The organism is Amycolatopsis sp. CA-211722, from assembly GCF_056828465.1.
This window is the reverse complement of sequence record NZ_CP184752.1, coordinates 1821443-1843269: the sequence shown is the minus strand read 5'-3', so window position 1 is coordinate 1843269 and position 21827 is coordinate 1821443. Positions and strand designations below refer to the sequence as shown.

21 protein-coding genes and 1 other RNA gene are annotated in these 21827 nt (G+C 70.6%); 11 read left to right on the top strand and 11 right to left on the bottom strand.

Going from position 1 to position 21827, the window contains the following annotated elements; translation table 11 throughout:
* The first annotated feature begins 15 nt into the window (after nucleotides 1-15).
* On the top strand, nucleotides 16-2841 hold the full coding sequence (locus ACOCEP_RS09075) for a PQQ-dependent sugar dehydrogenase (protein WP_482336848.1): 2826 nt from the start codon (nucleotides 16-18) through the stop codon (nucleotides 2839-2841).
* A gap of 66 nt (nucleotides 2842-2907) precedes the next feature.
* On the opposite strand, the gene ACOCEP_RS09070 is transcribed toward ACOCEP_RS09075, so the two are convergent.
* Entirely contained in the window at nucleotides 2908-4431 is a 1524-nt protein-coding gene (locus ACOCEP_RS09070; RefSeq protein ID WP_482336847.1) for a 3-hydroxyacyl-CoA dehydrogenase, read from the bottom strand.
* A gap of 169 nt (nucleotides 4432-4600) precedes the next feature.
* Between ACOCEP_RS09070 and ACOCEP_RS09065 the strand changes: the two genes are divergently transcribed.
* Both ACOCEP_RS09065 and ACOCEP_RS09060 read left to right on the top strand, forming a co-directional pair.
* Entirely contained in the window at nucleotides 4601-4795 is a 195-nt protein-coding gene (locus tag ACOCEP_RS09065) for a hypothetical protein (RefSeq protein WP_482336846.1), read from the top strand.
* 9 nt (nucleotides 4796-4804) lie between these two features.
* Entirely contained in the window at nucleotides 4805-5428 is a 624-nt protein-coding gene (locus ACOCEP_RS09060; RefSeq protein ID WP_482336845.1) for a TetR/AcrR family transcriptional regulator, read from the top strand.
* Here ACOCEP_RS09060 and ACOCEP_RS09055 read toward each other — a convergent pair.
* Nucleotides 5412-6101 carry a TetR/AcrR family transcriptional regulator gene (locus ACOCEP_RS09055; protein WP_482336844.1) on the bottom strand — a complete coding sequence of 230 codons (690 nt, stop codon included), beginning with the start codon at nucleotides 6099-6101 and terminating at the stop codon, nucleotides 5412-5414. The two genes, ACOCEP_RS09060 and ACOCEP_RS09055, sit on opposite strands and share 17 nt — an antisense overlap.
* A gap of 118 nt (nucleotides 6102-6219) precedes the next feature.
* On the opposite strand from ACOCEP_RS09055, the gene ACOCEP_RS09050 reads away from it, so the two are divergent.
* Nucleotides 6220-6678, top strand: a complete 459-nt coding sequence (locus ACOCEP_RS09050) for a nitroreductase/quinone reductase family protein (protein ID WP_482336843.1) — start codon at nucleotides 6220-6222, stop codon at nucleotides 6676-6678.
* Nucleotides 6679-7211: 533 nt separating this feature from the next.
* Here the strand turns inward: ACOCEP_RS09050 and ACOCEP_RS09045 are convergent.
* From ACOCEP_RS09045 to ACOCEP_RS09035, 3 genes are all read right to left on the bottom strand, one after another.
* Entirely contained in the window at nucleotides 7212-7415 is a 204-nt protein-coding gene (locus ACOCEP_RS09045) for a hypothetical protein (protein ID WP_482336842.1), read from the bottom strand.
* A 66-nt stretch (nucleotides 7416-7481) separates the two neighbouring features.
* A complete protein-coding gene (locus tag ACOCEP_RS09040) occupies nucleotides 7482-8138 on the bottom strand; it encodes a response regulator (protein WP_126737249.1) in 657 nt (218 codons plus the stop codon).
* The gene (locus ACOCEP_RS09035) at nucleotides 8135-9304 is read right to left on the bottom strand and encodes a sensor histidine kinase (protein ID WP_482336841.1); all 1170 of its coding nucleotides are present in this window, start codon (nucleotides 9302-9304) and stop codon (nucleotides 8135-8137) included. Before ACOCEP_RS09035 ends, ACOCEP_RS09040 begins: the two co-directional genes overlap by 4 nt.
* Before the next feature lie 52 nt (nucleotides 9305-9356).
* Between ACOCEP_RS09035 and ACOCEP_RS09030 the strand changes: the two genes are divergently transcribed.
* Complete coding sequence (locus tag ACOCEP_RS09030; RefSeq protein WP_482336840.1) at nucleotides 9357-10415, top strand: hypothetical protein; 1059 nt, start codon at nucleotides 9357-9359, stop codon at nucleotides 10413-10415.
* Here the strand turns inward: ACOCEP_RS09030 and ACOCEP_RS09025 are convergent.
* Nucleotides 10409-10945 carry a hypothetical protein gene (locus ACOCEP_RS09025; RefSeq protein WP_482336839.1) on the bottom strand — a complete coding sequence of 179 codons (537 nt, stop codon included), beginning with the start codon at nucleotides 10943-10945 and terminating at the stop codon, nucleotides 10409-10411. The two genes, ACOCEP_RS09030 and ACOCEP_RS09025, sit on opposite strands and share 7 nt — an antisense overlap.
* Before the next feature lie 169 nt (nucleotides 10946-11114).
* Here ACOCEP_RS09025 and ACOCEP_RS09020 point away from each other — a divergent pair, with 169 nt between their 5' ends.
* Both ACOCEP_RS09020 and ACOCEP_RS09015 read left to right on the top strand, forming a co-directional pair.
* Nucleotides 11115-11864 carry a response regulator transcription factor gene (locus ACOCEP_RS09020; protein ID WP_482336838.1) on the top strand — a complete coding sequence of 250 codons (750 nt, stop codon included), beginning with the start codon at nucleotides 11115-11117 and terminating at the stop codon, nucleotides 11862-11864.
* Entirely contained in the window at nucleotides 11842-13323 is a 1482-nt protein-coding gene (locus ACOCEP_RS09015) for a sensor histidine kinase (RefSeq protein WP_482336837.1), read from the top strand. Before ACOCEP_RS09020 ends, ACOCEP_RS09015 begins: the two co-directional genes overlap by 23 nt.
* Here ACOCEP_RS09015 and ACOCEP_RS09010 read toward each other — a convergent pair.
* Entirely contained in the window at nucleotides 13301-14191 is an 891-nt protein-coding gene (locus ACOCEP_RS09010) for a serine/threonine dehydratase (protein WP_482336836.1), read from the bottom strand. The genes ACOCEP_RS09015 and ACOCEP_RS09010 overlap by 23 nt on opposite strands.
* Nucleotides 14192-14237: 46 nt before the next feature.
* Between ACOCEP_RS09010 and ffs the strand changes: the two genes are divergently transcribed.
* Nucleotides 14238-14332: signal recognition particle sRNA small type (ffs, locus tag ACOCEP_RS09005), an RNA gene on the top strand.
* Nucleotides 14333-14341: 9 nt separating this feature from the next.
* Here ffs and ACOCEP_RS09000 read toward each other — a convergent pair.
* Entirely contained in the window at nucleotides 14342-15175 is an 834-nt protein-coding gene (locus ACOCEP_RS09000) for a spermidine synthase (protein ID WP_482336835.1), read from the bottom strand.
* A 30-nt stretch (nucleotides 15176-15205) separates the two neighbouring features.
* Here ACOCEP_RS09000 and ACOCEP_RS08995 point away from each other — a divergent pair, with 30 nt between their 5' ends.
* Complete coding sequence (locus ACOCEP_RS08995; RefSeq protein ID WP_482336834.1) at nucleotides 15206-17248, top strand: DNA polymerase III subunit gamma and tau; 2043 nt, start codon at nucleotides 15206-15208, stop codon at nucleotides 17246-17248.
* 58 nt (nucleotides 17249-17306) lie between these two features.
* On the opposite strand, the gene ACOCEP_RS08990 is transcribed toward ACOCEP_RS08995, so the two are convergent.
* Nucleotides 17307-18275, bottom strand: a complete 969-nt coding sequence (locus ACOCEP_RS08990; protein WP_482336833.1) for an ArsR/SmtB family transcription factor — start codon at nucleotides 18273-18275, stop codon at nucleotides 17307-17309.
* Nucleotides 18276-18559: 284 nt separating this feature from the next.
* Nucleotides 18560-19423, bottom strand: coding sequence for an N-acetylmuramoyl-L-alanine amidase (locus ACOCEP_RS08985; RefSeq protein ID WP_482336832.1), 864 nt, complete (start codon nucleotides 19421-19423; stop codon nucleotides 18560-18562).
* Between the two features lie 68 nt (nucleotides 19424-19491).
* Here ACOCEP_RS08985 and ACOCEP_RS08980 point away from each other — a divergent pair, with 68 nt between their 5' ends.
* Together ACOCEP_RS08980 and recR are read left to right on the top strand one after the other, a co-directional pair.
* A complete protein-coding gene (locus ACOCEP_RS08980; protein WP_007035126.1) occupies nucleotides 19492-19848 on the top strand; it encodes a YbaB/EbfC family nucleoid-associated protein in 357 nt (118 codons plus the stop codon).
* 1 nt (nucleotide 19849) lies between these two features.
* Nucleotides 19850-20446 carry a recombination mediator RecR gene (recR, locus tag ACOCEP_RS08975; protein WP_005166260.1) on the top strand — a complete coding sequence of 199 codons (597 nt, stop codon included), beginning with the start codon at nucleotides 19850-19852 and terminating at the stop codon, nucleotides 20444-20446.
* A gap of 212 nt (nucleotides 20447-20658) precedes the next feature.
* Here recR and ACOCEP_RS08970 read toward each other — a convergent pair whose 3' ends face one another.
* Nucleotides 20659-21771 carry a UDP-N-acetylglucosamine 2-epimerase gene (locus ACOCEP_RS08970; protein WP_257483280.1) on the bottom strand — a complete coding sequence of 371 codons (1113 nt, stop codon included), beginning with the start codon at nucleotides 21769-21771 and terminating at the stop codon, nucleotides 20659-20661.
* Nucleotides 21772-21827 lie beyond the last annotated feature (56 nt).

Sequence of the window (21827 nt, the reverse complement as noted above, 5' to 3'; positions counted from 1 at the left end):
GAAAGGGGCCCGTGCATGCCTTCGAGATTCCGTGCGCTCTGTCACGCCGTCGTGGCGGTGCTGATCGCGACCTTGCTGGTGCCGTTGACGTCCACTTCGGCGTCCGCGGCGGCCACGTTGCCGCCCGGCTTCGTCCTGCGTGACCAGCCGAGCGGGCAGGCTCCGTACGACCTGACGGACTTCGCCTACCTGCCCGACGGTTCGATGCTGACCGCCGGTAAGGCGGGCAAGATCGCCTGGATCTCCACCGCCGGGCAGATCCGGGAGATCGCGAACCTGACCGACGTCACGACCTCCACCGATCTGGGGCTGACCGGTCTCGCGGTCGCGCCCGACTTCGCCACTTCGCGCAAGATCTACACTGCGCGCGCGGTGCGCAAGGCCGGTGGCGGGTTCGTCCTGCGGGCGTCGAGCTGGACAGTGTCCGGCACCACGGAACCGACCGGTTTGACCGGGGAGAAGATCCTGATCGAGGGCCCCGGCAACACCGACGTCCACGGCATCACCGGTGTCGTCGCCGCCCCCGACGGCACGGTGTGGGTCTCGGTCGGCGACAGCGCCCGCTTCCAGGGCTCGGCGGACCCGTTCGCGCTCAACGTGTACGACCTCGACAAGATCTACGGCAAGATCTTCCACGTCACCGCGGACGGCGCCGGTGTGCCGGACAACCCGTATTACACCGCCGCGAACCCGAACTCGGTGCGCTCCAAGGTGTTCGCGACCGGTTTCCGCAGCCCGTTCCGGTTCAGCATCGACGCCAGCACCGGTCTGCCGGTGGTCGGGGACGTCGGCTGGGGCACCTGGGAGGAGATCAACTTCGTCCAAAAGGGTTCGAACCACGGTTGGCCGTGCTTCGAGGCCGACCGGCCGTCCGACGGTTTCTCCACGATGCCGCAGTGCGCTTCGGTCGTGTACACCCCGCCGATGCTGGCGATCCTGCACGGCCAGGGCCCCGACAACGGCAACAGCGTCACCGGCGGCATTGTCTACAATGGAGAGTCGTACCCGGAGGAATACCGTGGTGCGTACTTCTTCGGCGACTACGCCACGCAGAAGCTGTGGACGGCCAAGTACGACACGCAGGGCCGGATCGTCCGTCCGCAGGAGAAGCCGCCGAAGTTCACCGGTATCGGCGGTCCGGTCAAATTCGCCGCCGCGGCCAACGGCGACATCGTCTACGCGGACATCTACACCGGCCTGGTGCGGCGGCTCAGCTACACCACCGGGAACAAGGCGCCGGTCGCGGTCGCCACTTCCGAGACGAACCCGGAAACCCGCACGGTGTCCTTCGACGGCAGCGGTTCGTACGACTTCGACGGTGACCAGCTGACCTACGCGTGGGATTTCGGCGACGGCACCACCGGCACCGGGGCGAAGGTCAGCCACACCTATCCGGCCGGGACCGAGAAGTTCACCGCCAGACTGACGGTGAAGGACGGCCTGCAGGCGTCCGGGAGCACGGACATCGCCGTGGCACCCGGGAACCACTCACCGAAGCTGACCATGACCGACCCCGGCGGCAGCCTGTTCGCCGTCGGTGAGGAGGTCAAGGTCGGCGCGACCATCACCGACGCCGAGGACGGCGCCCTCCCGGTCACCTGGACCACCCTGGTCCGGCATTGCCCGGAGAACGCGGTCTGCCACGCGCATCCGGCCGAAAGCGGCACCGGCCCCGAGTTCGCCATGCCGTTCACCGATCACACGGACTCCAACCTGGAGTTCACCGCGTCGGCGACCGACAGTGCCGGGGTCACGGTCTCGAAGACCTATGTCGCGAAGCCTCGCGAACACCGCCTGACCCTGACCGGCAACGTCGCCGCGGCACTCGGCATCACGCCGGAAGGCGGAGCGGCTTCGGCGATGGTGGTCGAAGGCGCGACCGTGGAGATCCAGGCGGCCGAGGTCGCTTCCGATGGCTCGTCGACCTTCACCGGCTGGTCCACCGGGGCCACCGAGCGGTTGACCAGCATCACCATGGGCGCCGCCGACCAGACGATCACGGCGAACTACATCACCCCGATCGACAAGCGCTACCGCGACGAACCCGCGCTGGCGCAACGACTCGGCGCGCCGACCGCGCCCGAGGCCGTCGACGGCACGGTCCGCTTCCGCGTCTACGAGCGCGGACGGCTGTACTGGTCGAAGGACACGGGCGTGACGCGGATCGAGGGCGAGATCCTCAAGAAGTACCTCGCCGCCGGCGGGCACGTGAAGTTCGGTCCGCCCGCGACCGACGAACAGTCCACTCCGGACGGTGTCGGCCGGTACAACCACTTCCCGCCGTGGCCCGGTGTCCTGCAGGCGTCGATCTACTACACCGTCGAAACCGGGGCGCACCCGGTCTACGGCAGGATCCGGCAGAAGTGGGCCGCGCTGGACTGGGAGAAGGGGCCCCTCGGGTACCCGTCGACCGACGAGACCGCGACCCCGGACGGCACGGGCTGGTTCAACCACTTCAGTAAGAAGGGGTCGATCTATTGGACGCCACAGACCGACGCCAAGGCGATCTGGGGCCGTAACCGCGCGAAGTGGGAGCAGCTCGACTGGGAGAAGGGTCCCCTCGGGTACCCGTCGACCGACGAGACCGCGACCCCCGACGGCGTCGGCCGCTACAACCACTTCACCAAGGGTGCTTCGGTCTACTGGACGGCGCAGACCGACTCGCACGCGATCTACGGGGCGATCCGGCAGCGCTGGGAAGCGCTCGGCTGGGAGCGGTCCTACCTGAGGTACCCGACGACGGACGAGTTCTCCGTGTCCGGTGGACGGCAGAACAACTTCCAGGGCGGGTACGTGTTCTGGAACGGCACGACCGGCGCGGTGACCGACCGCCGCTGGTGATCCCGCGTGAAGGCCCCCTTCCCTCGGCTCAGCCGAGGGAAGGGGGCCTTCACGCGCGTAGGGGTCTCAGCGGAGCAGGTCGGCCGGTGAGGTGCCGGTCGAGGTCAGCGGCAGGCCGAGCGTGACGCGTTCGGTGAGCCAGGCGCTCGGCCGGTAGCGCTGGTCGCCGGTGCTCGCGACGAGTCCGCGCAGGACCCGCAGCACGAGATCCGCGCCCGCTTCGTCGCCCCAGGTCAGCGGCCCGCGCGGGTAGCCGAGGCCGAGCCGGACGGCGGTGTCGATGTCCTCCGGCGTCGCGAGCCGCTGCCCGGCGATGAAGCACGCGGTGTTGACGATCGACGCCAGCAGCCGCTGCGCGATCGGCGCGGGACCGTCGCGGACCACGGTCACCGGCAGGCCGGTCGCGGCGAGCGCGCCCCAGGCGGTGCGGCCGGCGGCCGGGTCGAGCGCGGGATGTACCGAAAGCGTCAGGCGTTTCCCGTAGCCGCCGAGGGGATCGACGCCGACGACCCGTTCCGCCGGAAGGCCCGCCGCGCGCGCCGCGTCCACAGTGGACGAACCGATCGGGCTGACGATCAGGACCGTGTCCGGGTAGGCGGAGTGCACGACCTGGATGCCCGCCGACGAGAGCAGCGTGCCGAGCCGTTCGTCGTCGACCCACACCGGCGTGGCCGGGGCTTCCGGCGCGGCAGGCTCCGGCTCGACCTGCTGCTGTCCGTCGACATAGGGGTAGAAGCCTTCGCCGTTCTTGCGGCCGAACAGCCCGGCGGCCACGCGGGGGCGCGTCAGCCACGACGGCCGCAACCGCGGTTCGCCGTGGAAACCGCTCCAGATGCTTTCGAGCACGGCGTGCGAGACGTCGAGCCCGGTGAGGTCGAGCAGTTCGAACGGGCCGAGTTTCAGGCCGAGCACGTCACGGGCGACGCGGTCCACCTCGGCCGGGCTCGCGATCCCTTCGGCGAGGATCTGCAGCGCCTCGGTGCCCAGCCCGCGACCGGCGTGGTTGACCAGGAAGCCCGGCGCGTCACGGGCGAGGACGGGTTCGTGGCCCCAGCCGCGGACGAGTTCGGTCACGGCGGGTGGCAGCCAGGCGGCGGTCCGCGCGCCGGGTACGACCTCCACCAGGCGCATCAGCGGGACCGGGTTGAAGAAGTGGAGGCCGAGCAACCGGCCGGGATCGGTCAGCGCGGCCCCGATCTCGGTCACCGAGAGCGAGCTGGTGTTGGTGGCGAACACCGTGTCCGGCCCGCATACGCGTTCCAGTTCGGCGAACAGCGTGCGTTTGATCTCCAGATCCTCGCGCACAGCCTCGACCACCAGGTCGACACCGTCGGCGGGGGCCAGCGGGCCCTCGGCCGCGATCAGCCTGCCCCTCGCCGACTCGGCGGCTTCCTCGCTGATCTTGCCTTTCGCGGCGAGCTTGCCGAGCATCGCGCCGACGTGCTCGATGGCCTCGCCGACCGCGTCGGGCCGGGCGTCGGCGAGCTCGACCTCGAGCCCCGCCGTCACGGCGAGCTGGACGATGCCCCGGCCCATCACCCCGGTTCCGATGACCCGGATCCTGCCGACCTGCTCCGCCCACTTCTCCACCGCGAGCCGCCTTTCCCTCGATGCCGTTCCCCGCGTGACGCTAGCCGCCACGCCGATATCTCGCCCGGAAGGGTGATCCGTGCCCCGCTCGGCGTAAGGCCACCCGCCCGGCGCGGTCTCCTCCGCGAAAACCGAGTGTTCCGCGCCCCACCCCGAAGGGAAAGCTCCCATGGCCACCGTCCCCGCCTCCGCAGCCGTCCGGACCACGCCGTTGCTCCTCGTCGCCGTTCTCTTCGGCGCCGTCGCCGCTTTCCTGGCGAGCCAGGCGTTGTGGTCGCTCACCGCGCTGGCCGTCGTGGTCGCCGCCGCCGTCCTCGCGGGCGGGGTGTGGCTGACCGGCCGGAAGGCGAACACCGAACTCTAAGATCGCCGTGTGACGGCGAAACGCTTGACGCGGGAGGAAAGCCGCGAGCAGACCAGGCAGCGCCTGCTGGCGGCGGCCGCCGAGCTGTTCTCCGAACGCGGGGTCAACGGCACGTCCGTCGAGCAGATCGCCGAGCGGGCCGGATTCACCCGCGGCGCCTTCTACGGCAACTTCGACGGCAAACACGAGCTGGTCGTCGAGCTGCTGCGCCGCCGGACCCAGCGCGAGGCCGAGGAGGTCGTGGCGCTGCGGGAGGGCGTCGGGTCCCTCGCCGAGATGATGGACCGGCTACGCGCGTGGAACGTCGAGCGCGCCGAACACCTCGCCGGCTGGCTGACGTTGCGCACCGAGCTGGCGCTCTACGCGCTGCGGAATCCCGACGCGCGCCCGCTGGTCGGCGAAGGCGAGAAATCGACGAGGGCGCTGTTGGAGACCTCGGTCCGGACCGAACTCGCCGCGCGCGGCGTCGAACCGCCCGCCGACCCGGCCTTTCTCGCGCTGATCCTGCATGCGCTCGAGGACGGTCTCCTGCTGCAGCGCTTCCTCAGCCCGGAGGGGACCGGGGACGAGGACGTGGTGGACGCCGTCCAGCTGCTGATGCGGTCGTGGACCGCGCTCAGCCGGTCATCTTGATCCCGGTGAATTCGGCCATCTGCCGGACGCCGTGCGCGAAGAAGTCGTCCGCCGGGTCCACCGAGCCGACGTACTGACCGAACAGCTCGAAGTTGATCATCCCGAACAGCTGGGTCCAGGCCATGATGAGCCGGGAGGCGGTCTCCGGGGCCAGGTTGATCTTGAGGATCCCGGTGAGGGATTCGAGCTGGCGCAGGAGCGCGACGGGCATCTCGCCGACCTCCGTCTCGATGCGGAGGTTCGCGTCCCGCAGGACGGCGACCAGCGCGAACGCCACGCGGCCGGCGGGGGCGACGGTGTCCTGCGGGGCCTGGTAGCCGGGGATGGGCGAGCCGTAGATGAGCGCGTACTCGTGCGGGTGCGCCTTCGCCCAGGCGCGGACCGCGTGCCAGATCGACTCCCACCGCGCCAGTGAGGTCTTCTTCGGGTCGTCGGCCGCCTCCGCGGCTTCGCCGACGGCGTTGTAGGCGTCGACGATCAGGGCGGTCAGCAGCTCTTCGCGGCTGGAGAAGTAGCGGTAGAGCGCGGACGAGACCATGCCCAGCTCCCGCGCCACCGCGCGGAGGGAGAGGCCGAGCGCGCCGACCTCGGCGAGCTGGCGGCGGGCTTCGTCCTTGATCTCGCGGGTGAGCTCGGCGCGGGCGCGTTCGCGCGCGGTCTGGGTGGCGGCCATGCTCTCACCATAGAGCATCGCACCTAAACGAGAGCACTGCTCTTGACATGATGCACCGCTCTGGTGTTCACTGCTCTTAACAGAGAGCACTGCTCTCGAAGACTTTCGAGGAGACGAGATGACCACCACCGCTTCCAGTGCCGCCACCCGCTACCTCAAGCCCGCGAAGGCGACCAGCGCGTTCAACGAATTCGTGCTCAAGCTGACGAGGCTCGGCGTCAGCGTCCTGGGCAGCCGGGTGCTCTCGGTCCGCGGCCGTAAGAGCGGGGAACTGCGGTCGGTCCCGGTCAACTTGCTGAAGCTGGACGGCGAGCGCTACCTGGTCGCTCCGCGCGGTGTCACTCAGTGGGTGCGCAACCTGCGCGTCGCCGGGGAAGGGCAGCTCAGCGTAGGGCGCCGCACCGAGACGTTCACCTACACCGAACTCGCCGACGCCGAGAAGCCCGAGATCCTGCGTGCGTACCTCAAGCGCTGGAAGTTCGAGGTCGGTGTGTTCTTCGACGGTGTCGACGCGAAGGCGTCCGACGAGAAGCTGCTGGAGATCGCGCCAGGCTACCCGATCTTCAAACTCGCCTGATTCCCGCGAGTCACGCCCCTGATCACGCGAGTTACGCCTCTGATCACGCGAGTTACGTCCCCGCTCACGCGAGTCACGGCTTGGGGCACATGTGGCGCGTCTTCGGTTACGCACCGTCCGCCCGCCGCCGACGCGTGCCCAGCCGGACGACACTCGTGATCAGACGGACGACACGCCTGACTGGATGGCGAACTCGTGTGATCGGGGACGTAACTCGCGTGATTGGGGACGTAACTCGCGTGATTGAAGGTGCGACTCGCGTGTTTGGAGGCGTAACTCGTGTGTTCAGAGGGGCGTCACAGCCGTGATCGGCCGAGCACGAGTGTCGTCCCGCCAATCACGCGTGTCGGCCATCCAGGCACGGCGGTGGCGGCGGGGCGTGGGGGTGACGGCGGCGGCGGGTGGCCGCAGAAAGCCGGAGAGCCGGAGGGTCGAAAGCGGAGAGCCGGAGGCGGAGAGCCGGAGATGCGAAAGCGGAGGGCCGGAGGCGAAGGGCCGGAGGCGAAGGGCCGGAGATGCGAAAGTGGCGCGGGCTAGTCGTCGGTCGGTGCCCGGCGGCGGCGGGCGGTGGCGGCCACCAGCACCACCCCGACCAGGAACGCGACCAGCCCGATCAGGAACCACAGTTTCTGCCCGGTCATGAAGCTGCCGGTCAGCACGCCGGCGCCCTGGAGCACCCAGACGCCACCGACCAGCAGCAAGACCAGCCCGACCGTGAGCGTGACCCAGCGTTTCATCCACAGCTCCCCGACTCGACGTGCTTGCGGCGATTCTGGCACCGGGCGCCCCGTCCGGCGAACCGATCACCGTCCGCCGACGAGACCGTTCCGGTAGGCGTAGACGACGGCGTGCACCCTGTCCCGCAGCCCGAGCTTCGCCAGGATCCGGGAGACGTGGGTCTTCACCGTCTCTTCGCCCACGTGCAGATGCGCGGCGATCTCCGCGTTGCTGGACGCGTCGGCGACGAGCAGGAGGACTTCGCGTTCGCGGGAGGTGAGCCGTTCGAGTTCCGCCGGTTCGGCGGCCGCGGGTTCGATGCTGGTCGCGAACGTCGACACCAGCCGCCGGGTCACCGTCGGGTCGATCAGCGCGTCGCCCCGCGCGGCCACCCGCATGGCGGAGACGAGCTCCTCGGGGGCGAGGCTCTTCAGCAGGAACCCGCTCGCGCCTGCCCGAAGCGCCCGGTAGACGTACTCGTCCGAGTCGTACGTCGTCAGCACGAGGACGCGGGTGTCGTTGCCGGGCGCGGACATGATCGCCTCGGTCGCGGCCAGACCGTCCAATTTGGGCATCCGGACGTCGAGCACGGCGACGTCCGGGCGCAGCGAGGCCGCCTGCGCGACGGCGTCGCGTCCGTCCGCCGCCTCGCCGACGCATTCGAAGTCCGCCTGGGTGTCCAGTACCGCGCGCATCCCGGACCGGAACATCGCGTGGTCGTCGGCGAGCAGGACCCGGATCACTGTGCCTCCAAGGGAAAACCGACGCGGACCCGCCAGCTCCGGCCGTCGTCGAGCGGTCCGCATTCCGCGTGCCCGCCGAACAACGCGACCCGTTGCCGGATCCCGGCGAGTCCGCGTTTCGTCGACTCGGCCACCGTGTTCGCGCGGCCGATCTCGTTCGTGATCGTGAGGATCACCTCCGTCTGCCGGTAGGCGAGGTCGATCTCGACGATCCCGCCGGAGCCGTGCCGGAGCGCGTTCGTCAGCGCCTCCTGCGCGATGCGGTACAACGCGATGTCCACCGAACCGGGGAGTTCCCGCGGCCCGCCGTGGCTCGTCAGCCGCGCGGGCAGCCCGGCGGTGCGGAGGTTGTCGAGCAGTTCGTCGAGGTTGTCCAGCCCCGGTTGCCGCTGTGCGTCGCCGTTCTCCTTGCCGTGCAACAGATCCAGCAGCCGTCGCAGATCGGCCATCGCGGCCCGGCTCGACGATTCGACCGCCGAGAGCGAACGCCGGACGGCCGGTTCGCCCTCCGGCAGCCCGAGCCGCGCGGCGCCCGCGTGCACGCCGATCGCGCTGACGTGATGGGAGATCACGTCGTGCAGGTCGCGGGCGATCGTCGTGCGCTCTTCGGCGACGGCACGGCGGACCGCTTCGGCTTCGTGCTGCTCCCGTTGTTCCTCCGCTCGCTGGAGGTCGGCGATGTACGCGCGCCGTGCGGTCGTGTAGCGGCCGACCATCCACGGGAGCAGCCCGCTCACCCCGACGTCGATGAGCAGGAGCCGCCAGTCCCGGTCGGCGCGGTCGACGGGGATGATGTTGCAGGCGAAGAGCCCGGCGACCATCGCCGCCAGCGCCGCCAGCGCGGGTTTGGCCGAAAGCCAGGCACCCGCGCGGTAACCCGCGATCAGCACGCCCGCGTTGGTGGCCTGCAGGTAATGGTCGTACGGGTACAGCAGGAGCGGCGCGGCGGTGAGCAGCGCGCCGTGCGCGGCCGAGACCCAGCCGGAATACCGCGAAGGCCCGGCGAGCGCGACGTTCGCGAGGATTCCGCCCAGCAGCACCGCCCAGGCCGTCCAGCCGAGCGAGAGCGGCGGGCCCGCGATGAGGAACAGCCCGGCGTCGGCGACCAGGCAGACGGCCGCGACCGCCCAGGCCTGTCTCGCCAGCGAACCACTGATGTCCCGCACGCGGTCAACTCTGCCCTATTTCGCTGGACAGGGGTTCCTAAGATCGAAAGCCATGGGGACCGCGAAGACACCCGTGCTCTGGACGACCGGAGCGCCAGGTGCCGGGAAATCCACCACGGCCTGGGGGTTGTACCGCCGCATCGTGGAAGCGGGCGGCAACGTCGCGTACGTCGACATCGACCAGCTCGGGCTGATCGGGCCGCCGCCCGGCGGCGGGGACGCCGCGCACGCGATCAAGGCGGCCAACCTGCTGCGGGTACTGGAAGTCCTGCGAGGCACCGCGCAGCTCGTCGTGTCCGGGGTGGTGGACCCGTCGAAGCCGTACCTCGAGGGCCCCGGCTTCGACCTCACGCTCGTCCGCCTGACGTGTGATCGCGACGAACTCCGGAGCCGGTTTCTCGGCCGTGGCTCACCCGCCGCGGCCTTGCCCGCCCTCTTCGAGGTGGCGGACGCCTACGACCGCGCCGGTTTCGGCGAGGAGATGGACACGACCGGCCAGCGGCCCGAGCAGACCGTCGAAGCGCTGTTTCGCCGCTGTGCCGTCGACGCCGGAACCGTTCGGCCGCCGGATGCCGGCCTGCCGCTGCCCGGTCCGGTGACCGTGGTGACCGGCCCGACGGCGGTCGGCAAGTCGACGGCCGCGTTCGGCGCGCTGCGGGACCTGTGGGAGCGCGATCTGCCCGTGGCGTACGTCGATCTCGCGCAGCTCGGGTTCGCGCACCCCGGCCCGGACCCGGCGCTGGAGGCGGCGTTGCTGTCGGCCGTCTGGCGCGGCTATCGCGAAGCTGGGGCGAAACACCTGATCGTCGTGGCCCGCGAATTCCGCCCGGAGCACCGGCGGGTCTTCGACGACGTCACCGTCGTCCACCTCGACGCGGACGAACCGACGCTCACCGCACGAATCCGGAGCCGGGCCGAGGGCGAGTCCGCGTTGCTGGCCGGCGACGAGCTGCGCGGCGCGCCACCCGGCGTACGGGACCGGGTGGCCGCTCGCGCGATCGCCGAGGCGGCCCGGACGCGTGGCGGCACCGGTGACCGCGTCGTCCTCGACACCTCCGGACAGGAACCCGCCGAAACGGCCGCCGCGTTGCTCGCCGTCTTGGCTCAGTAGGGCCGCTGGCCCTGCCCGGGCGGCCCTCCGCGCTGGTTCTGCCCTGGCTTGCCGATGGTCGTCGCCGTCGCGGTGCTCCCGGTGACCTTGGCGTTCACCGTCACCGTCTCGCCGGTCTTGGGCTCACCGGTCTTCTTGGTCGACGCGTCGATCGTGTACACCTGCTGGTAGCCGTCCTTGCTGGTCAGGCTGACGGACGTCGCGCTGATCTCGGTGATCTCCCCGGTCTGCGTCCGCTCGGTGCGGTAGCCGCCGTTGCCGTCGGACACGACGAAGTCGCCGTGCAGCGTGTCGCGCGGCATCCCGCCGTCGGGGCCGATGAGCATCCGGCCGCCACCGGGGCCACCCATCATCCCGCCCTGTTCGGCGCCGTTCGCGGCGGTCCCGGCCCAGATCGCGGCCCCGCCGCCGGCGGCGATCACCACCGCCGCCCCGGCCGCGATCGCGGTCTTGCGGCCCGACCAGGTTTTCTTGGGCTCGCCTTCCGGGGCGGGCGCGCCCCATTCGGCGGGTTGGGTCGGTTCGGTCATCAGGTCGCCTCCGTGTACTCGGTTGCGGCCATGCTCGGCGCCGTCGCTGTGCGGGAGCTGTGCCACCGGTGGGCGGGCGCTGTGATTCCTCCCCGGCAGGGTGATCGTTCACAGGAAACGCACAGCCGGCACACAGAGAAGCCTCATCGGCGCCGCCCACGATGGCACCATGACCAGTGTGAACGTCCCTTCGTCCGGTTCCGCGAAGGCCGGCCTGCGCCGTGCCGACGGCAGCCCCGTGCGGGTGCTGGTCGTCGACGACGAGGCGACCTTGTCCGAACTCGTGTCGATGGCGCTGCGCATGGAGGGCTGGGACATCCGCACCGCCGCCGACGGCACCGAGGCCGCCCGCGTCGCGCGGGAGTTCCGGCCGGACGCGGTGGTGCTGGACGTCATGCTGCCGGATATGAGCGGTCTGGAGGTCTTGCGGCGCCTGCGTTCCGAGGTGCCGAACCTGCCGGTGCTGTTCCTGACCGCCAAGGACGCGGTGGAGGACCGGATCGCCGGGCTCACCGCGGGCGGCGACGATTACGTCACCAAACCGTTCAGCCTGGAGGAGGTCGCGTTGCGGCTGCGCGCGCTGCTGCGGCGCGCGGGCGGCGTCGCCGGGCCGAGCGGATCGATGCTGGTCGTCGGCGATCTGACCCTGGACGAGGACAGCCGCGAGGTACACCGCGGCGGCGATCTGGTGCCGTTGACCGCGACCGAGTTCGAACTGCTGCGTTATCTCATGCGCAATCCCAAGCGCGTGCTGTCCAAGGCGCAGATCCTCGACCGCGTGTGGAGCTACGACTTCGGCGGCCAGGCCAACATCGTCGAGCTGTACATTTCCTACCTTCGCAAGAAGATCGACGCCGACAGGGAACCGATGATCCACACGATGCGCGGCGCCGGGTATGTCCTCAAACCCGCGGGGTAGGCGGCCGTGGTCCCTGCGGCGGCGGCTGATCGCGCAGGTCGCGGGGCTGCTCGCGCTCGTCTGCCTGGTGGTGGGCGTGGTGACCGAACTGGCGTTGCGGGACTTCCTGATCGACCAGCTCGACGCGCGGGTCGCCGAGACCAGCGAGCGCGCCAGCCGTCCGCCGCCACCGGGCCGTCCCGGCGGGGACCGGGTGCCCGAAGGCCTGCGCGCGTACGGGCAGAGCACCGGTTCCTTGTTCGTGAACATCCTCCCGGACGGCCGGGTGGTCGCGGCGGTGCTGCGATCCAGCTACGACGCGAAGGTCGCCGACCCGTTCCCCCACGACCCGCTCGGCCCGGCGCAGCTCGCCGCCCTGCTGCGGTCGACGCCGAGCGACAAGCCCGCCGACGTGGACCTCGGGTCGCTCGGGGAGTACCGCGTGATCGCCAAACAGACCGGCAACGGCGGTCTCGCGATCACCGGGCTGCCCACCAAGGACGTCACGGACACGTTGTGGAACCTCGGTTTCATCTTCGGCGGGGTCGCCGTCGGCGGCATCCTGCTGGCGGGCGCGCTCGGCGCGGTGACCGTGCGGCGCACCATGAAACCCCTCGACCGGCTGGCCGCCACCGCGACCAGGGTCGCCGAACTCCCGCTGGATCGCGGCGAGGTCGCGTTGTCCGAGCGAGTGTCCGAAGTGGACACGGACCCGCGGACCGAGGTCGGGAAGGTCGGGTTCGCGCTCAATCGCATGCTCGGCCACATCTCGAACGCGCTTTCCGCCCGCCAGGCCAGCGAAAGCCGGGTGCGCCGGTTCGTCGCGGACGCCAGCCACGAACTCCGGACGCCGCTCGCGGCCATCCGCGGCTACGCGGAACTCACCCGGCGCTCCGGCTCCGAAGTGCCGCCGGACATCGCGTTCGCGATGGGCCGCGTCGAATCGGAATCGACCAGGATGACCGGCCTGGTCGAGGATCTGCTGCTCCTCGCCAGGCTCGACTCCGGACGTCCGGTGGTGCACCAGCCGGTCGATCTCTCGCGGCTGGTCGCGGACGCCGTCGCCGACGCGCACGTCGCCGGGCCGGAGCACAAATGGCTCCTGGAGGTCCCGCCGGAGCCGATCACCGTCCTCGGCGACGCGGATCAGCTGCACCAGGTGGTGATCAACCTGCTGGGCAACGCGCGGACGCACACTCCCGCCGGCACCGAGGTCACCACTTCGTTGTCCATAGTGGACTCAACGGTGACACTGTCCATTGTCGACGGTGGGCCGGGGATCCCGCCGGAGATCCTCCCGGAGGTCTTCGAACGTTTCGCCCGCGGTGACGACTCACGGTCGCGGGCGGCGGGCAGCACCGGGCTCGGCCTGGCCATCGTCGCGGCCGTCGTCGCCGCGCACGGCGGGCAGGTCGGGGTCACCAGCCGTCCCGGGCGGACGGAATTCCGGGTCGTGCTCAGGGCGTCCAGTCACTGTTAGCGCCGCAGAGGATGACGCAGGGCAGATCGCCCTCGGTCCGCCCGGCCAGCCACGCGGCGAACGGGACCGCGGCCGCCGGTTCGACGGCGAGGCGGAACTCGTCCCAGAGCCGGTCCCGCGCGGCGAGCAGTTCCGGATCGCTGACCAGCACGGACGTCACGCGATCGCGGAGCACGGCGAACGGGACGCTCCCGATCCTGGTCGCGCCCAGCGCGGACGCGGCCACCGAGTCGATCTCGACGTCCACCGGCTCGCCCGCCTCCAGCGCCGCGCCGAGCGCGCGGCACCGCTCCGGCTCGACGGCGAACGTCGGCAACCCGGCCAGCGACGTCCCCGCGACCAGTCCACCGCCGCCGACCGCGACCAGGAAGGCGTCGACGTCCGGCGCGTCCTGGACCACTTCGGCCGCGACGGTGCCCTGACCGGCGACAACGGAGGGATCGTCGTACGCGTGCAGATACCGGGTACCCGGCTCGGACGCGGCTTCGAGCGCCTTCGCGGCCGCCTCCGCGTACGTCGCTCCGTGGCGGATGAGCTTCGCGCCCGTGGCCTCGATCCGGACCGTCTTCGCCTGCGGAGCCGACTCCGGCACGTACACCGTCGCAGGCAGACCCAGCAGCGAAGCCGCCGTCGCCACGCCCAGCCCGTGATTGCCGCCGGACGCCGTCAGCACCCGCTCCGGCAGCGGACCGCTCACCAGCGCGTTCACCGCGCCCCTCAGTTTGAACGATCCGCTCCGCTGCAGATGCTCCAGCTTGAGGACCAGCGGCCGCCCGTCGACCTCGGCACGCAGCAGGGGCGTGTGTCGCACGAACGGGTGGACGGCCTTAGCGGCCTTGCGGACATCTGCCCAGGTCGGAGTGCTCATACCCCCCACTGTCCTCCATGCCGGGACGGGAGTGACTACACTGGTCCCCGGATCCCGCGCGGCGTCCATCTTGTGAACCTCCCCAGGGCCGGAAGGCAGCAAGGATAAGCAAGCTCTGACGGGTGCGCGGGATCCCCTTTTTTTTTGGGGCTAGAAGATCCCGAAGACGTCCTTCGGCGGCACGGGCGACGGCAGGGCTTCCGCGTCCGTGATGGGCTTCGCCTTGCCTTGCAGGTCACGCAGGTCTTCGCCCGCGACGCAGCGCGCCGGGTACGCCGAGGAAGCCGCCCGGCGGGTCATCTCGGTCACCGGGAGCTCGACGCGGGAAGCGGCGACCACGATGTTCCCGAAGCGGCGGCCGCGGAGGACGCCCGGCTCGGCCAAGATCGCCAGGTGGGGGAACGAAGTCGCCAGTGTCGCCAGGAACCGGCGGAGGAACGGCAGGTTCGGCCCGTCGGAGACGTTGGCGACGTAGGTCCCGGCCGGGCGGAGGACCCGCGCGATCTCGCTCGTGAACTCGACGGTCGCGAGCCCGCCGGCCAGCACGCCACGTTCGAAAGCGTCCACGATGACCAGGTCGGCCGAAGCGTCGTACCTGCCGGAGACGCCTTCGCGGCCGTCGCCGACGCGGACCTTCAACCCCTTCAGGCCCAGCTGCTCCCGGACGAGCGCCACGAGTTCGCCGTCGGCGTCGAAGACCAGCTGCCGTGAGCGCGGCCGGGCCGCGGTGATGTAGCGAGGGAGCGTGCAGGCCGCCCCGCCGACGTGAAGCACGTCCAGCGGGCCTTCGCCGAGACAGTCGACGACGTCGGCGATGCGGCGGATGTAGTCGAATTCGAGATCGGTGGGATCGTCGAGGTTGACGTGCGATTGGGCGACGCCGTCGACCGAGATCATCCAGGCGTTGGGGCGGTCGGCGTCCTGGAGCAGTTCGGCGGTGCCGAAGCCCACCGGATACCTGCCGGGGGTCGGTGCCGGTCTCACCTGTCGGGCCCTCCCGGTAGTCTCGCGGCCGTGGCATTAGCGCTGTACCGAAAGTACCGTCCGGCTACCTTCGCCGAGGTCGTCGGGCAGGAGCATGTGACCGATCCGCTGCGCACCGCGCTGGCCGCCGGTCGCATCAACCACGCCTACCTCTTCTCCGGCCCGCGCGGCTGCGGCAAGACGTCCAGCGCCCGCATCATGGCGCGGTCGCTGAACTGCGCGAAGGGCCCGACGCCGGATCCGTGCGGCGAGTGCAACTCGTGCCGCAATCTCGCGCCAGAAGGCCCCGGCAGCGTCGACGTCACCGAGCTCGACGCCGCCAGCCACGGTGGCGTCGACGACGCCCGTGAGCTGCGGGACAGGGCCTTCTACGCCCCGGCCGACTCACGCTATCGCGTCTTCATCATCGACGAGGCGCATATGGTCACCACGCAGGGCTTCAACGCCCTGCTGAAGATCGTGGAAGAGCCGCCGGAGCACCTGATCTTCATCTTCGCGACCACCGAACCGGACAAGGTGCTCCCCACCATCCGGTCCCGGACGCACCACTACCCCTTCCGGCTGATCCCGCCGAGCTCCATGCGTGACCTGCTGGAGCGCAACGTCGCCGCCGAGGGCGCGAAGGTCGAGCCCGCGGTGTATCCGCTGGTCATCCGCGCGGGCGGGGGTTCCGCGCGGGACACGCAGTCGGTGCTGGACCAGCTGCTGGCCGGCGCCGGGCCGGACGGCGTCGACTACTCGCGCGCCGTGTCGCTGCTGGGTGTCACCGACGTCGCGCTCATCGACGGCATGGTCGACGCGCTGGCCGCGGACGACGCCGCCGCGGTGTTCGGCACCGTCGAGCGGCTCGCCGAGGCCGGGCACGATCCGCGCCGGTTCGCCACCGACCTGCTCGACCGCCTGCGCGACCTGGTGATGCTGCGTTCGGTGCCGGACGCGGGCGAACGCGGCCTGGTCTCCGCGCCGGACGACGAGCTCAAGAAGATGAAGGAGCAGGCGGGCAAACTGGAGCCCGCCACGCTCTCGCGCTACGCCGACATCGTCCACAATGGACTTTTGGAGATGCGGGGCGCGACCTCGCCGAGGCTGGTGCTGGAACTGCTCACGGCCCGGATGCTGCTGCCGTCGGTCGCCGAGGGCACCGACGCGCTGCTCGCCCGCCTCGAACGGCTCGAACGCCGTGCCGCCGCGGGTCCCGCGCCCGTCGCCGCCGCACCGGCACCGTCCGCTCAGGCCGCTCCGGTGGCGCAGTCCGCCCCGGTCGCTCCTCCCTCGGGCGAGCCCGTGCGTGAGTTCCAGCGGCCGTCGCAACGAGCCGCCGCGCCCGCTCAACAGCCCGTACAGCAGCAGGCCGCACCGGCTCCCCAGCCCGCCGCGCGACCCGAGCCCGTCGCCGAGCGGCCCGCCCCGCAACGGCCTTCCGCGCCGACCCCGCCGCCCGCCGCGCCGCCCGCGCCCGCCGCGGCGTCCGGGGGAGCGGCGCCCGTATCGGACGTGGACGGGATCCGTGGCCGCTGGCCGCAGGTGCTCGCCGCGATCCGCAAGGTCCCGGGCGGCCGCAGCACCGAAGCGATGCTCACGCAGGCGAGCGTGGTGACCGTCGAGGGCAACGCCGTCACGCTCACGCACAGCGCCGAGCCGCTGGCTCGACGGCTCTCCGAGCCGCACAACGCGGAACGTGTCGCGACGGCGTTCAAGGAGGTCTTCGGCGGGGACTGGCAGGTGCGGTGCGTCCACGGCGCCGCGCAGGCCCGGCAGGCGGCCGCTCCGAAGGCCGCGCCGCCGCCACCCGCGCCCGAGCGATCCTTCACCCGCCGGTCCGCCGAAGCGCCCAGCGCTCCTCCGGCGGCTCCCGCGCCGAAGCCGGAACCCCAGCGGCCGAAGGTGACGACCGCCGAGCCGGACATCCCGCTCCCGCCCGAACCGGTCGAGGACGACGAGGACCTCTACAACGAGGACGCGAGCCCCGCGCCGCCTCCTCCGCCGCTCCCGCCCGAGGAAGATCCGGAAGAGATCGCCCGGAAGCTGCTCGCGGACCATCTCAACGCGCGTCCCCTCGACGAACGCAAGTAGTCCTCTGGTTGCGGTCCTTGCACGCGCAAGGACCGCAACCAGAGGACGAAACGCGGGGTCAGGGAACGGAGTCCCCGGTGAGCAGCGCCGTACCGAGCCGGGTGAGGTGGTGCAGGATGGCGCTGCCCTGCCGGACGCTGGCGACGAGGCCTGCCTCGCGCAGCACGGCGGCCTGCTTGCTCGCCGTGCCGATCGACGTGCCGAGACAGGAAGCCAGCTTGCTGGTCGTGCGCGGGACACGCAGCGCGCCGAGGCTTTCGGCGCGGGTCCTGCCGAGGAGCGCCACCAGTTCGGGTGACACGGCCGCCGGGTGGGCGCCGGCCGCCTTTGCCGGATAGAGCAGCACCGGTGGCAGCGCCGGATCGATGAACGTGACCGGCGTGTTCGCGCAGAACCGGCTCGGGATCAAGGTCAGCCCCCGGCCGTCGAGATGGACGGTCCGCTCCCGTGGGTACGCGATCTCCAGCATCTCGCCGTCCCAGCCGCGGACGCCGGGGATACCGCGCATCATCGCCCCCGCCCCCTCGGTGGCCAGCGTGCGGACCCGGGAGGCCCGGTCGGCGGCGACGGTCTCGCGCATGCTGTGCCAGAACGGCTCGATCATCAGCCCGTACGCGTCCCGCAGCGCGCCGACGACCCCGCCGACCTCCTCGCGATCACCGTCGGCGAGCCGTTTCACCCAGGGCGGCGCGGCGCCGGTGAACACGGTCCGGAGATCGGCGCGGAACCGGCCACGAGGCGTGCACGCCACCGCCTCGAGCCCGCTTTCGAAGGAGCCCGCCGACGTGGGCGGGGTCAGGAAGTCGGGAAAGTTCCCCTTCGGTGGAACCAGGGTGAACAACGTCTTCAGCGATCGTGCCGCTTGTTCGTTCTCGCGCAGGTTCAGCCGGACCTGCTGCCGCCAGGCCGACGGATGGTCCTCCCTCAGCTGATGCGAACCGAGGACCAGCTCCCACAGCGGGTCGGGTGCTTCGGCTATCCGGATCCCCTGGAGGTCCTTTCGATCGAAGATCATGCGCAGAGTCATGCCTTGTCCCCCTCAAGACGGCATTTCCTTCTCCGCCGGTAACTCAAACGTGCCGGACGGGCCGGGGCAAGCCATTCGGCCCAATCCGGGAGGCTGGGACGGAGACCCGGCTCCGACCTGCGGAGACAGCGGCCCGTGGGACGCCGTGGGAGGTCTCGCGCCGGTGATGTTTTCGCTGGGGCGAAAAGGGGTGGCCCGGCGCGGGTCCATCGGTGACGCTGGGTAGGCGGTACGTGAGGAGGGGATCGCGGACGCGGCAAGGGGAGATGTCGCGTCCGCGCCTCTCACGGCCGCGCGAGATAGTCCTCGATGGCCTTCGCGATGACGGCGGCGTACTGCTGACGACCTTCTTCGCTCGCCATCGCCGCGGCTTCGGCGGCGTTGCGCATGTTCCCGCATTCCACGAGCGCCGCGGGCCGCGTCGAGAGGTTGAGCCCGCCGAGGTCGTTGCGTGGGGCGAGCCCGTCCGACCCGAGGTACGTCGACGTCGGGAAGCCGCCCGCGCGGAGACCGTCCCGCAACGCCGTCGCGAGTTTCAGCGAGGGTTCGCCTTGCTGCGCGTTCAGCGGCGGGGCCGAGTAGGCGATGTGGAAACCGTGTGCCCCGGCGGAATTCGAGCCGTCCGCGTGGATCGACACGACCGCGTCCGCCTGCGCCTCGTTCCCGATCGCCGCTCGTTCGTCGACACACGGCCCGACCCCGGTGTCGCTTTGGCGGGTGAGGACGACACGGATTCCCTTGGCCGCCAACGCCTGCGAGATCCGCTGTGAGACGTCCCAGGTGAACGCGTGCTCGGCATAGCCGGAATTCGTCGACGTTCCGGTGGTGTTGCACGGTTTCGTCTTGCCGCGCCCCGCCGGGACCTGCCGGTTGATCTCGCCGGGCTTGCCCGAGTTCCCGCCGTTGTGACCGGGATCGAGCACGACGACCTTGCCCGTCTTCGGCTGCCGCGTACTCGGAGGCGGCGGCGCGCTCGACGGTGGCGCGCTCGTCGTGGCGCTCGGCCGCGGAAGAGTGGTGAAGACCGTCGTGGTGCCGGGCGGAGCCGGGCTCGACGGTGAGGACGCCGGGGTGTCCACCCCGCACGCCGTGAACAGCGTCAATCCGATCGCCACCACCAGGCCCAGCCGTCGTCGCACGGCGCCCACGGTGCCACACACGTGACGGCTAGGCTGGTAGGCGGCACGGGATTTTCCAGGAGAGGACCGATCGGATCATGGTGCAACCCGGTGGCGGCTTCGACCTGTCGCAGATCATGCAGCAGGCCCAGCAGATGCAGCAGAAGCTGGTCGAAGCCCAGGAGGAGCTGGCCAACACGGAGGTGACCGGTACTTCCGGCGGCGGCCTGGTCACCGCGACCGTGTCCGGCGACAGCCAGCTCAAGTCGCTGTCCATCGACCCCAAGGTGGTCGACCCGGACGACGTCGAGACCCTGTCCGACCTGGTCGTGGCGGCCGTGCGGGACGCTTCGGCCAACGCGCAGAAGCTGACCGAGCAGAAGCTCGGCCCGCTGGCCGGCGGCCTCGGCGGCGGGATGCCGGACCTCGGCGGCTTCCCCGGGCTCGGCGGCTAGCTTGTACGAGGGTGTCGTCCAGGATCTGATCGACGAGCTCGGGCGCTTGCCCGGCGTCGGTCCCAAGAGCGCGCAGCGGATCGCCTTCCACCTGCTGGCAGCGGATCCCGCGGATATCGCGCGCCTGCAGGAAGTGCTCGGCAAGGTCAAGGAAGGCGTGCAGTTCTGCGAGGTCTGCGGCAACGTCTCGGAGCAGGAGACCTGCCGGATCTGCCGCGACACCCGCCGCGACCTCACGGTCATCTGCGTGGTCGAGGAGCCGAAGGACGTGCTCGCCGTCGAGCGGACGCGCGAGTTCAAAGGCCGCTACCACGTGCTCGGCGGCGCGCTGGACCCGTTGTCCGGCATCGGACCGGAGCAGCTGCGCATGCGGGAGCTGCTCGCCCGGATCGGCGGCGCGGAGATCAGCGAGATCATCATCGCGACCGACCCGAACACCGAAGGCGAGGCGACCGCCACGTACCTCGTGCGGATGCTTCGCGACTTCCCGGGCCTGACCGTGACGCGGCTCGCGTCGGGGCTGCCGATGGGCGGTGACCTGGAGTTCGCGGACGAGCTGACGCTGGGTCGCGCTCTCTCGGGGCGGCGGGCCCTCTAGACGTACATGAAGGGGGCCTTCATGTACTTGGGCCGCGGGGATGGCATGTCGCGAAAGCCACTTTCGCGACGTCTAGCGTCCCGAAAGTGGCTTGCGCGACACGGTCGTCAGGCTCGCCGGCGCCAGAAGGTCCCGATGCTATGAACGGTCCGTTCCTTGCAAAATTCGCAAGGAACGGACCGTTCATAGCGTTCGTAAGCGAGCGCGAAGCCTCAGCAGTAGCCCAGGCGGGCCAGCGTGTCGACGATGATCTCCGACGGGTGGAACTTGTCGACCCACGACTCGCCGCGGCGGTTCTGGTAGGTGTCGAGGAAGTTCTGCAGCTTGTCCCCGCGCATCTCGGTCAGCACGACGGTCTCGCCGAGGTGCTGCGGCGTTTCGGTGCGCTCGCGGTGCACGGCGCACGGCAGGCCGAGGTAGTAGCACTCGGCCGAAAGGCCGCCCGAGTCGGTGACGACGTACTCGGCGCGCGCGACCAGCGGCAGGAACTTCAGGTACCGCATCTTCGGCTGGATGATGAAGTTCTTCTCGTCGAACAGGTTCGCCAGGCCGAGCGAGCGGATCTTCTCGCGCTCGGGCGCGCCCGCCATGTAGAGGATCGGCATCTGCTTGCTCTGCTCGCGCAGGATCTCCAGCGCCTCGCGGTACTTCTCCGCGCGCGAGACCAGCTCGAAGCGGTGCAGGGTGGCGAGGCCGAACTTCTCCGGCAGGCCCTCGACGTCGAGCGGGCCGTTGATGGCCATCCGCATCGCGTCGATCGCGGTGTTCGCCTCGGTGTCGACGACGACGCCGCGCGCGTTGCGGAGGTTGTTCACCTCACGCGCGCTCGGCGCGAAGTGCATGTCGACGATCTTCGCGGCGATCTTCCGGTTCAGCTCCTCCGGCAGCGGCGACATGATGCTGCCCGACCGCGCGCCCGCCTCGACGTGCCCGACCCGCGACTTGAGGATCCGCTTCCCGATGAGCGAGCCGTACGGCGTGGTGAAGGTGTCGCCGTGCACCAGGACCAGCGGCGGACGCCCGTCCTCGACCAGCGCGGCCTTCAGCTCGGCGCGGCGGCTCCACGCGGTGCGCAGCACCTGCGTGGCCCAGCCCGGCACCTGCGCGGGCGACTCCAGGTTGTGCGCCTTCTCCTTCGGCACGAGCCAGACGTCGGGCTCCGGGAGGTTCAGGTCGGCGAGCACGTCCGAGACCTCGTCGACGTGCTGCGCGGTGAACCAGATCTTCGGCCGGACCCCGCGTTCGAGGATGCCGTGGTAGACCGGCGCGATTTTGATCAGTTCCGCCGTGGTGCCGAGAATGAAGGAAATCACCGGAAGAGCCATTCTGTCGGGGTCTGCGGTGCCCGAAGGATACTGGTGGGCCGCGCAAGGTAGCCTCG

Excerpts from the sequence above, each read along its gene's own strand:
- ACOCEP_RS09075 (WP_482336848.1), top strand. The coding sequence starts at position 16 with ATGCCTTCGAGATTCCGTGCGCTCTGTCACGCCGTCGTGGCGGTGCTG.
- ACOCEP_RS09020 (WP_482336838.1), top strand. The coding sequence starts at position 11,115 with ATGACCAGTGTGAACGTCCCTTCGTCCGGTTCCGCGAAGGCCGGCCTG.
- ACOCEP_RS09045 (WP_482336842.1), bottom strand. The coding sequence starts at position 7,415 with ATGAAACGCTGGGTCACGCTCACGGTCGGGCTGGTCTTGCTGCTGGTC.
- ACOCEP_RS08980 (WP_007035126.1), top strand. The coding sequence starts at position 19,492 with ATGGTGCAACCCGGTGGCGGCTTCGACCTGTCGCAGATCATGCAGCAG.
- ACOCEP_RS09050 (WP_482336843.1), top strand. The coding sequence starts at position 6,220 with ATGACCACCACCGCTTCCAGTGCCGCCACCCGCTACCTCAAGCCCGCG.
- ACOCEP_RS08990 (WP_482336833.1), bottom strand. The coding sequence starts at position 18,275 with ATGACTCTGCGCATGATCTTCGATCGAAAGGACCTCCAGGGGATCCGG.
- ACOCEP_RS09055 (WP_482336844.1), bottom strand. The coding sequence starts at position 6,101 with ATGGCCGCCACCCAGACCGCGCGCGAACGCGCCCGCGCCGAGCTCACC.
- ACOCEP_RS09025 (WP_482336839.1), bottom strand. The coding sequence starts at position 10,945 with ATGACCGAACCGACCCAACCCGCCGAATGGGGCGCGCCCGCCCCGGAA.
- ACOCEP_RS09030 (WP_482336840.1), top strand. The coding sequence starts at position 9,357 with ATGGGGACCGCGAAGACACCCGTGCTCTGGACGACCGGAGCGCCAGGT.
- ACOCEP_RS09010 (WP_482336836.1), bottom strand. The coding sequence starts at position 14,191 with ATGAGCACTCCGACCTGGGCAGATGTCCGCAAGGCCGCTAAGGCCGTC.
- ACOCEP_RS09065 (WP_482336846.1), top strand. The coding sequence starts at position 4,601 with ATGGCCACCGTCCCCGCCTCCGCAGCCGTCCGGACCACGCCGTTGCTC.
- ACOCEP_RS09015 (WP_482336837.1), top strand. The coding sequence starts at position 11,842 with ATGTCCTCAAACCCGCGGGGTAGGCGGCCGTGGTCCCTGCGGCGGCGG.
- ACOCEP_RS08970 (WP_257483280.1), bottom strand. The coding sequence starts at position 21,771 with ATGGCTCTTCCGGTGATTTCCTTCATTCTCGGCACCACGGCGGAACTG.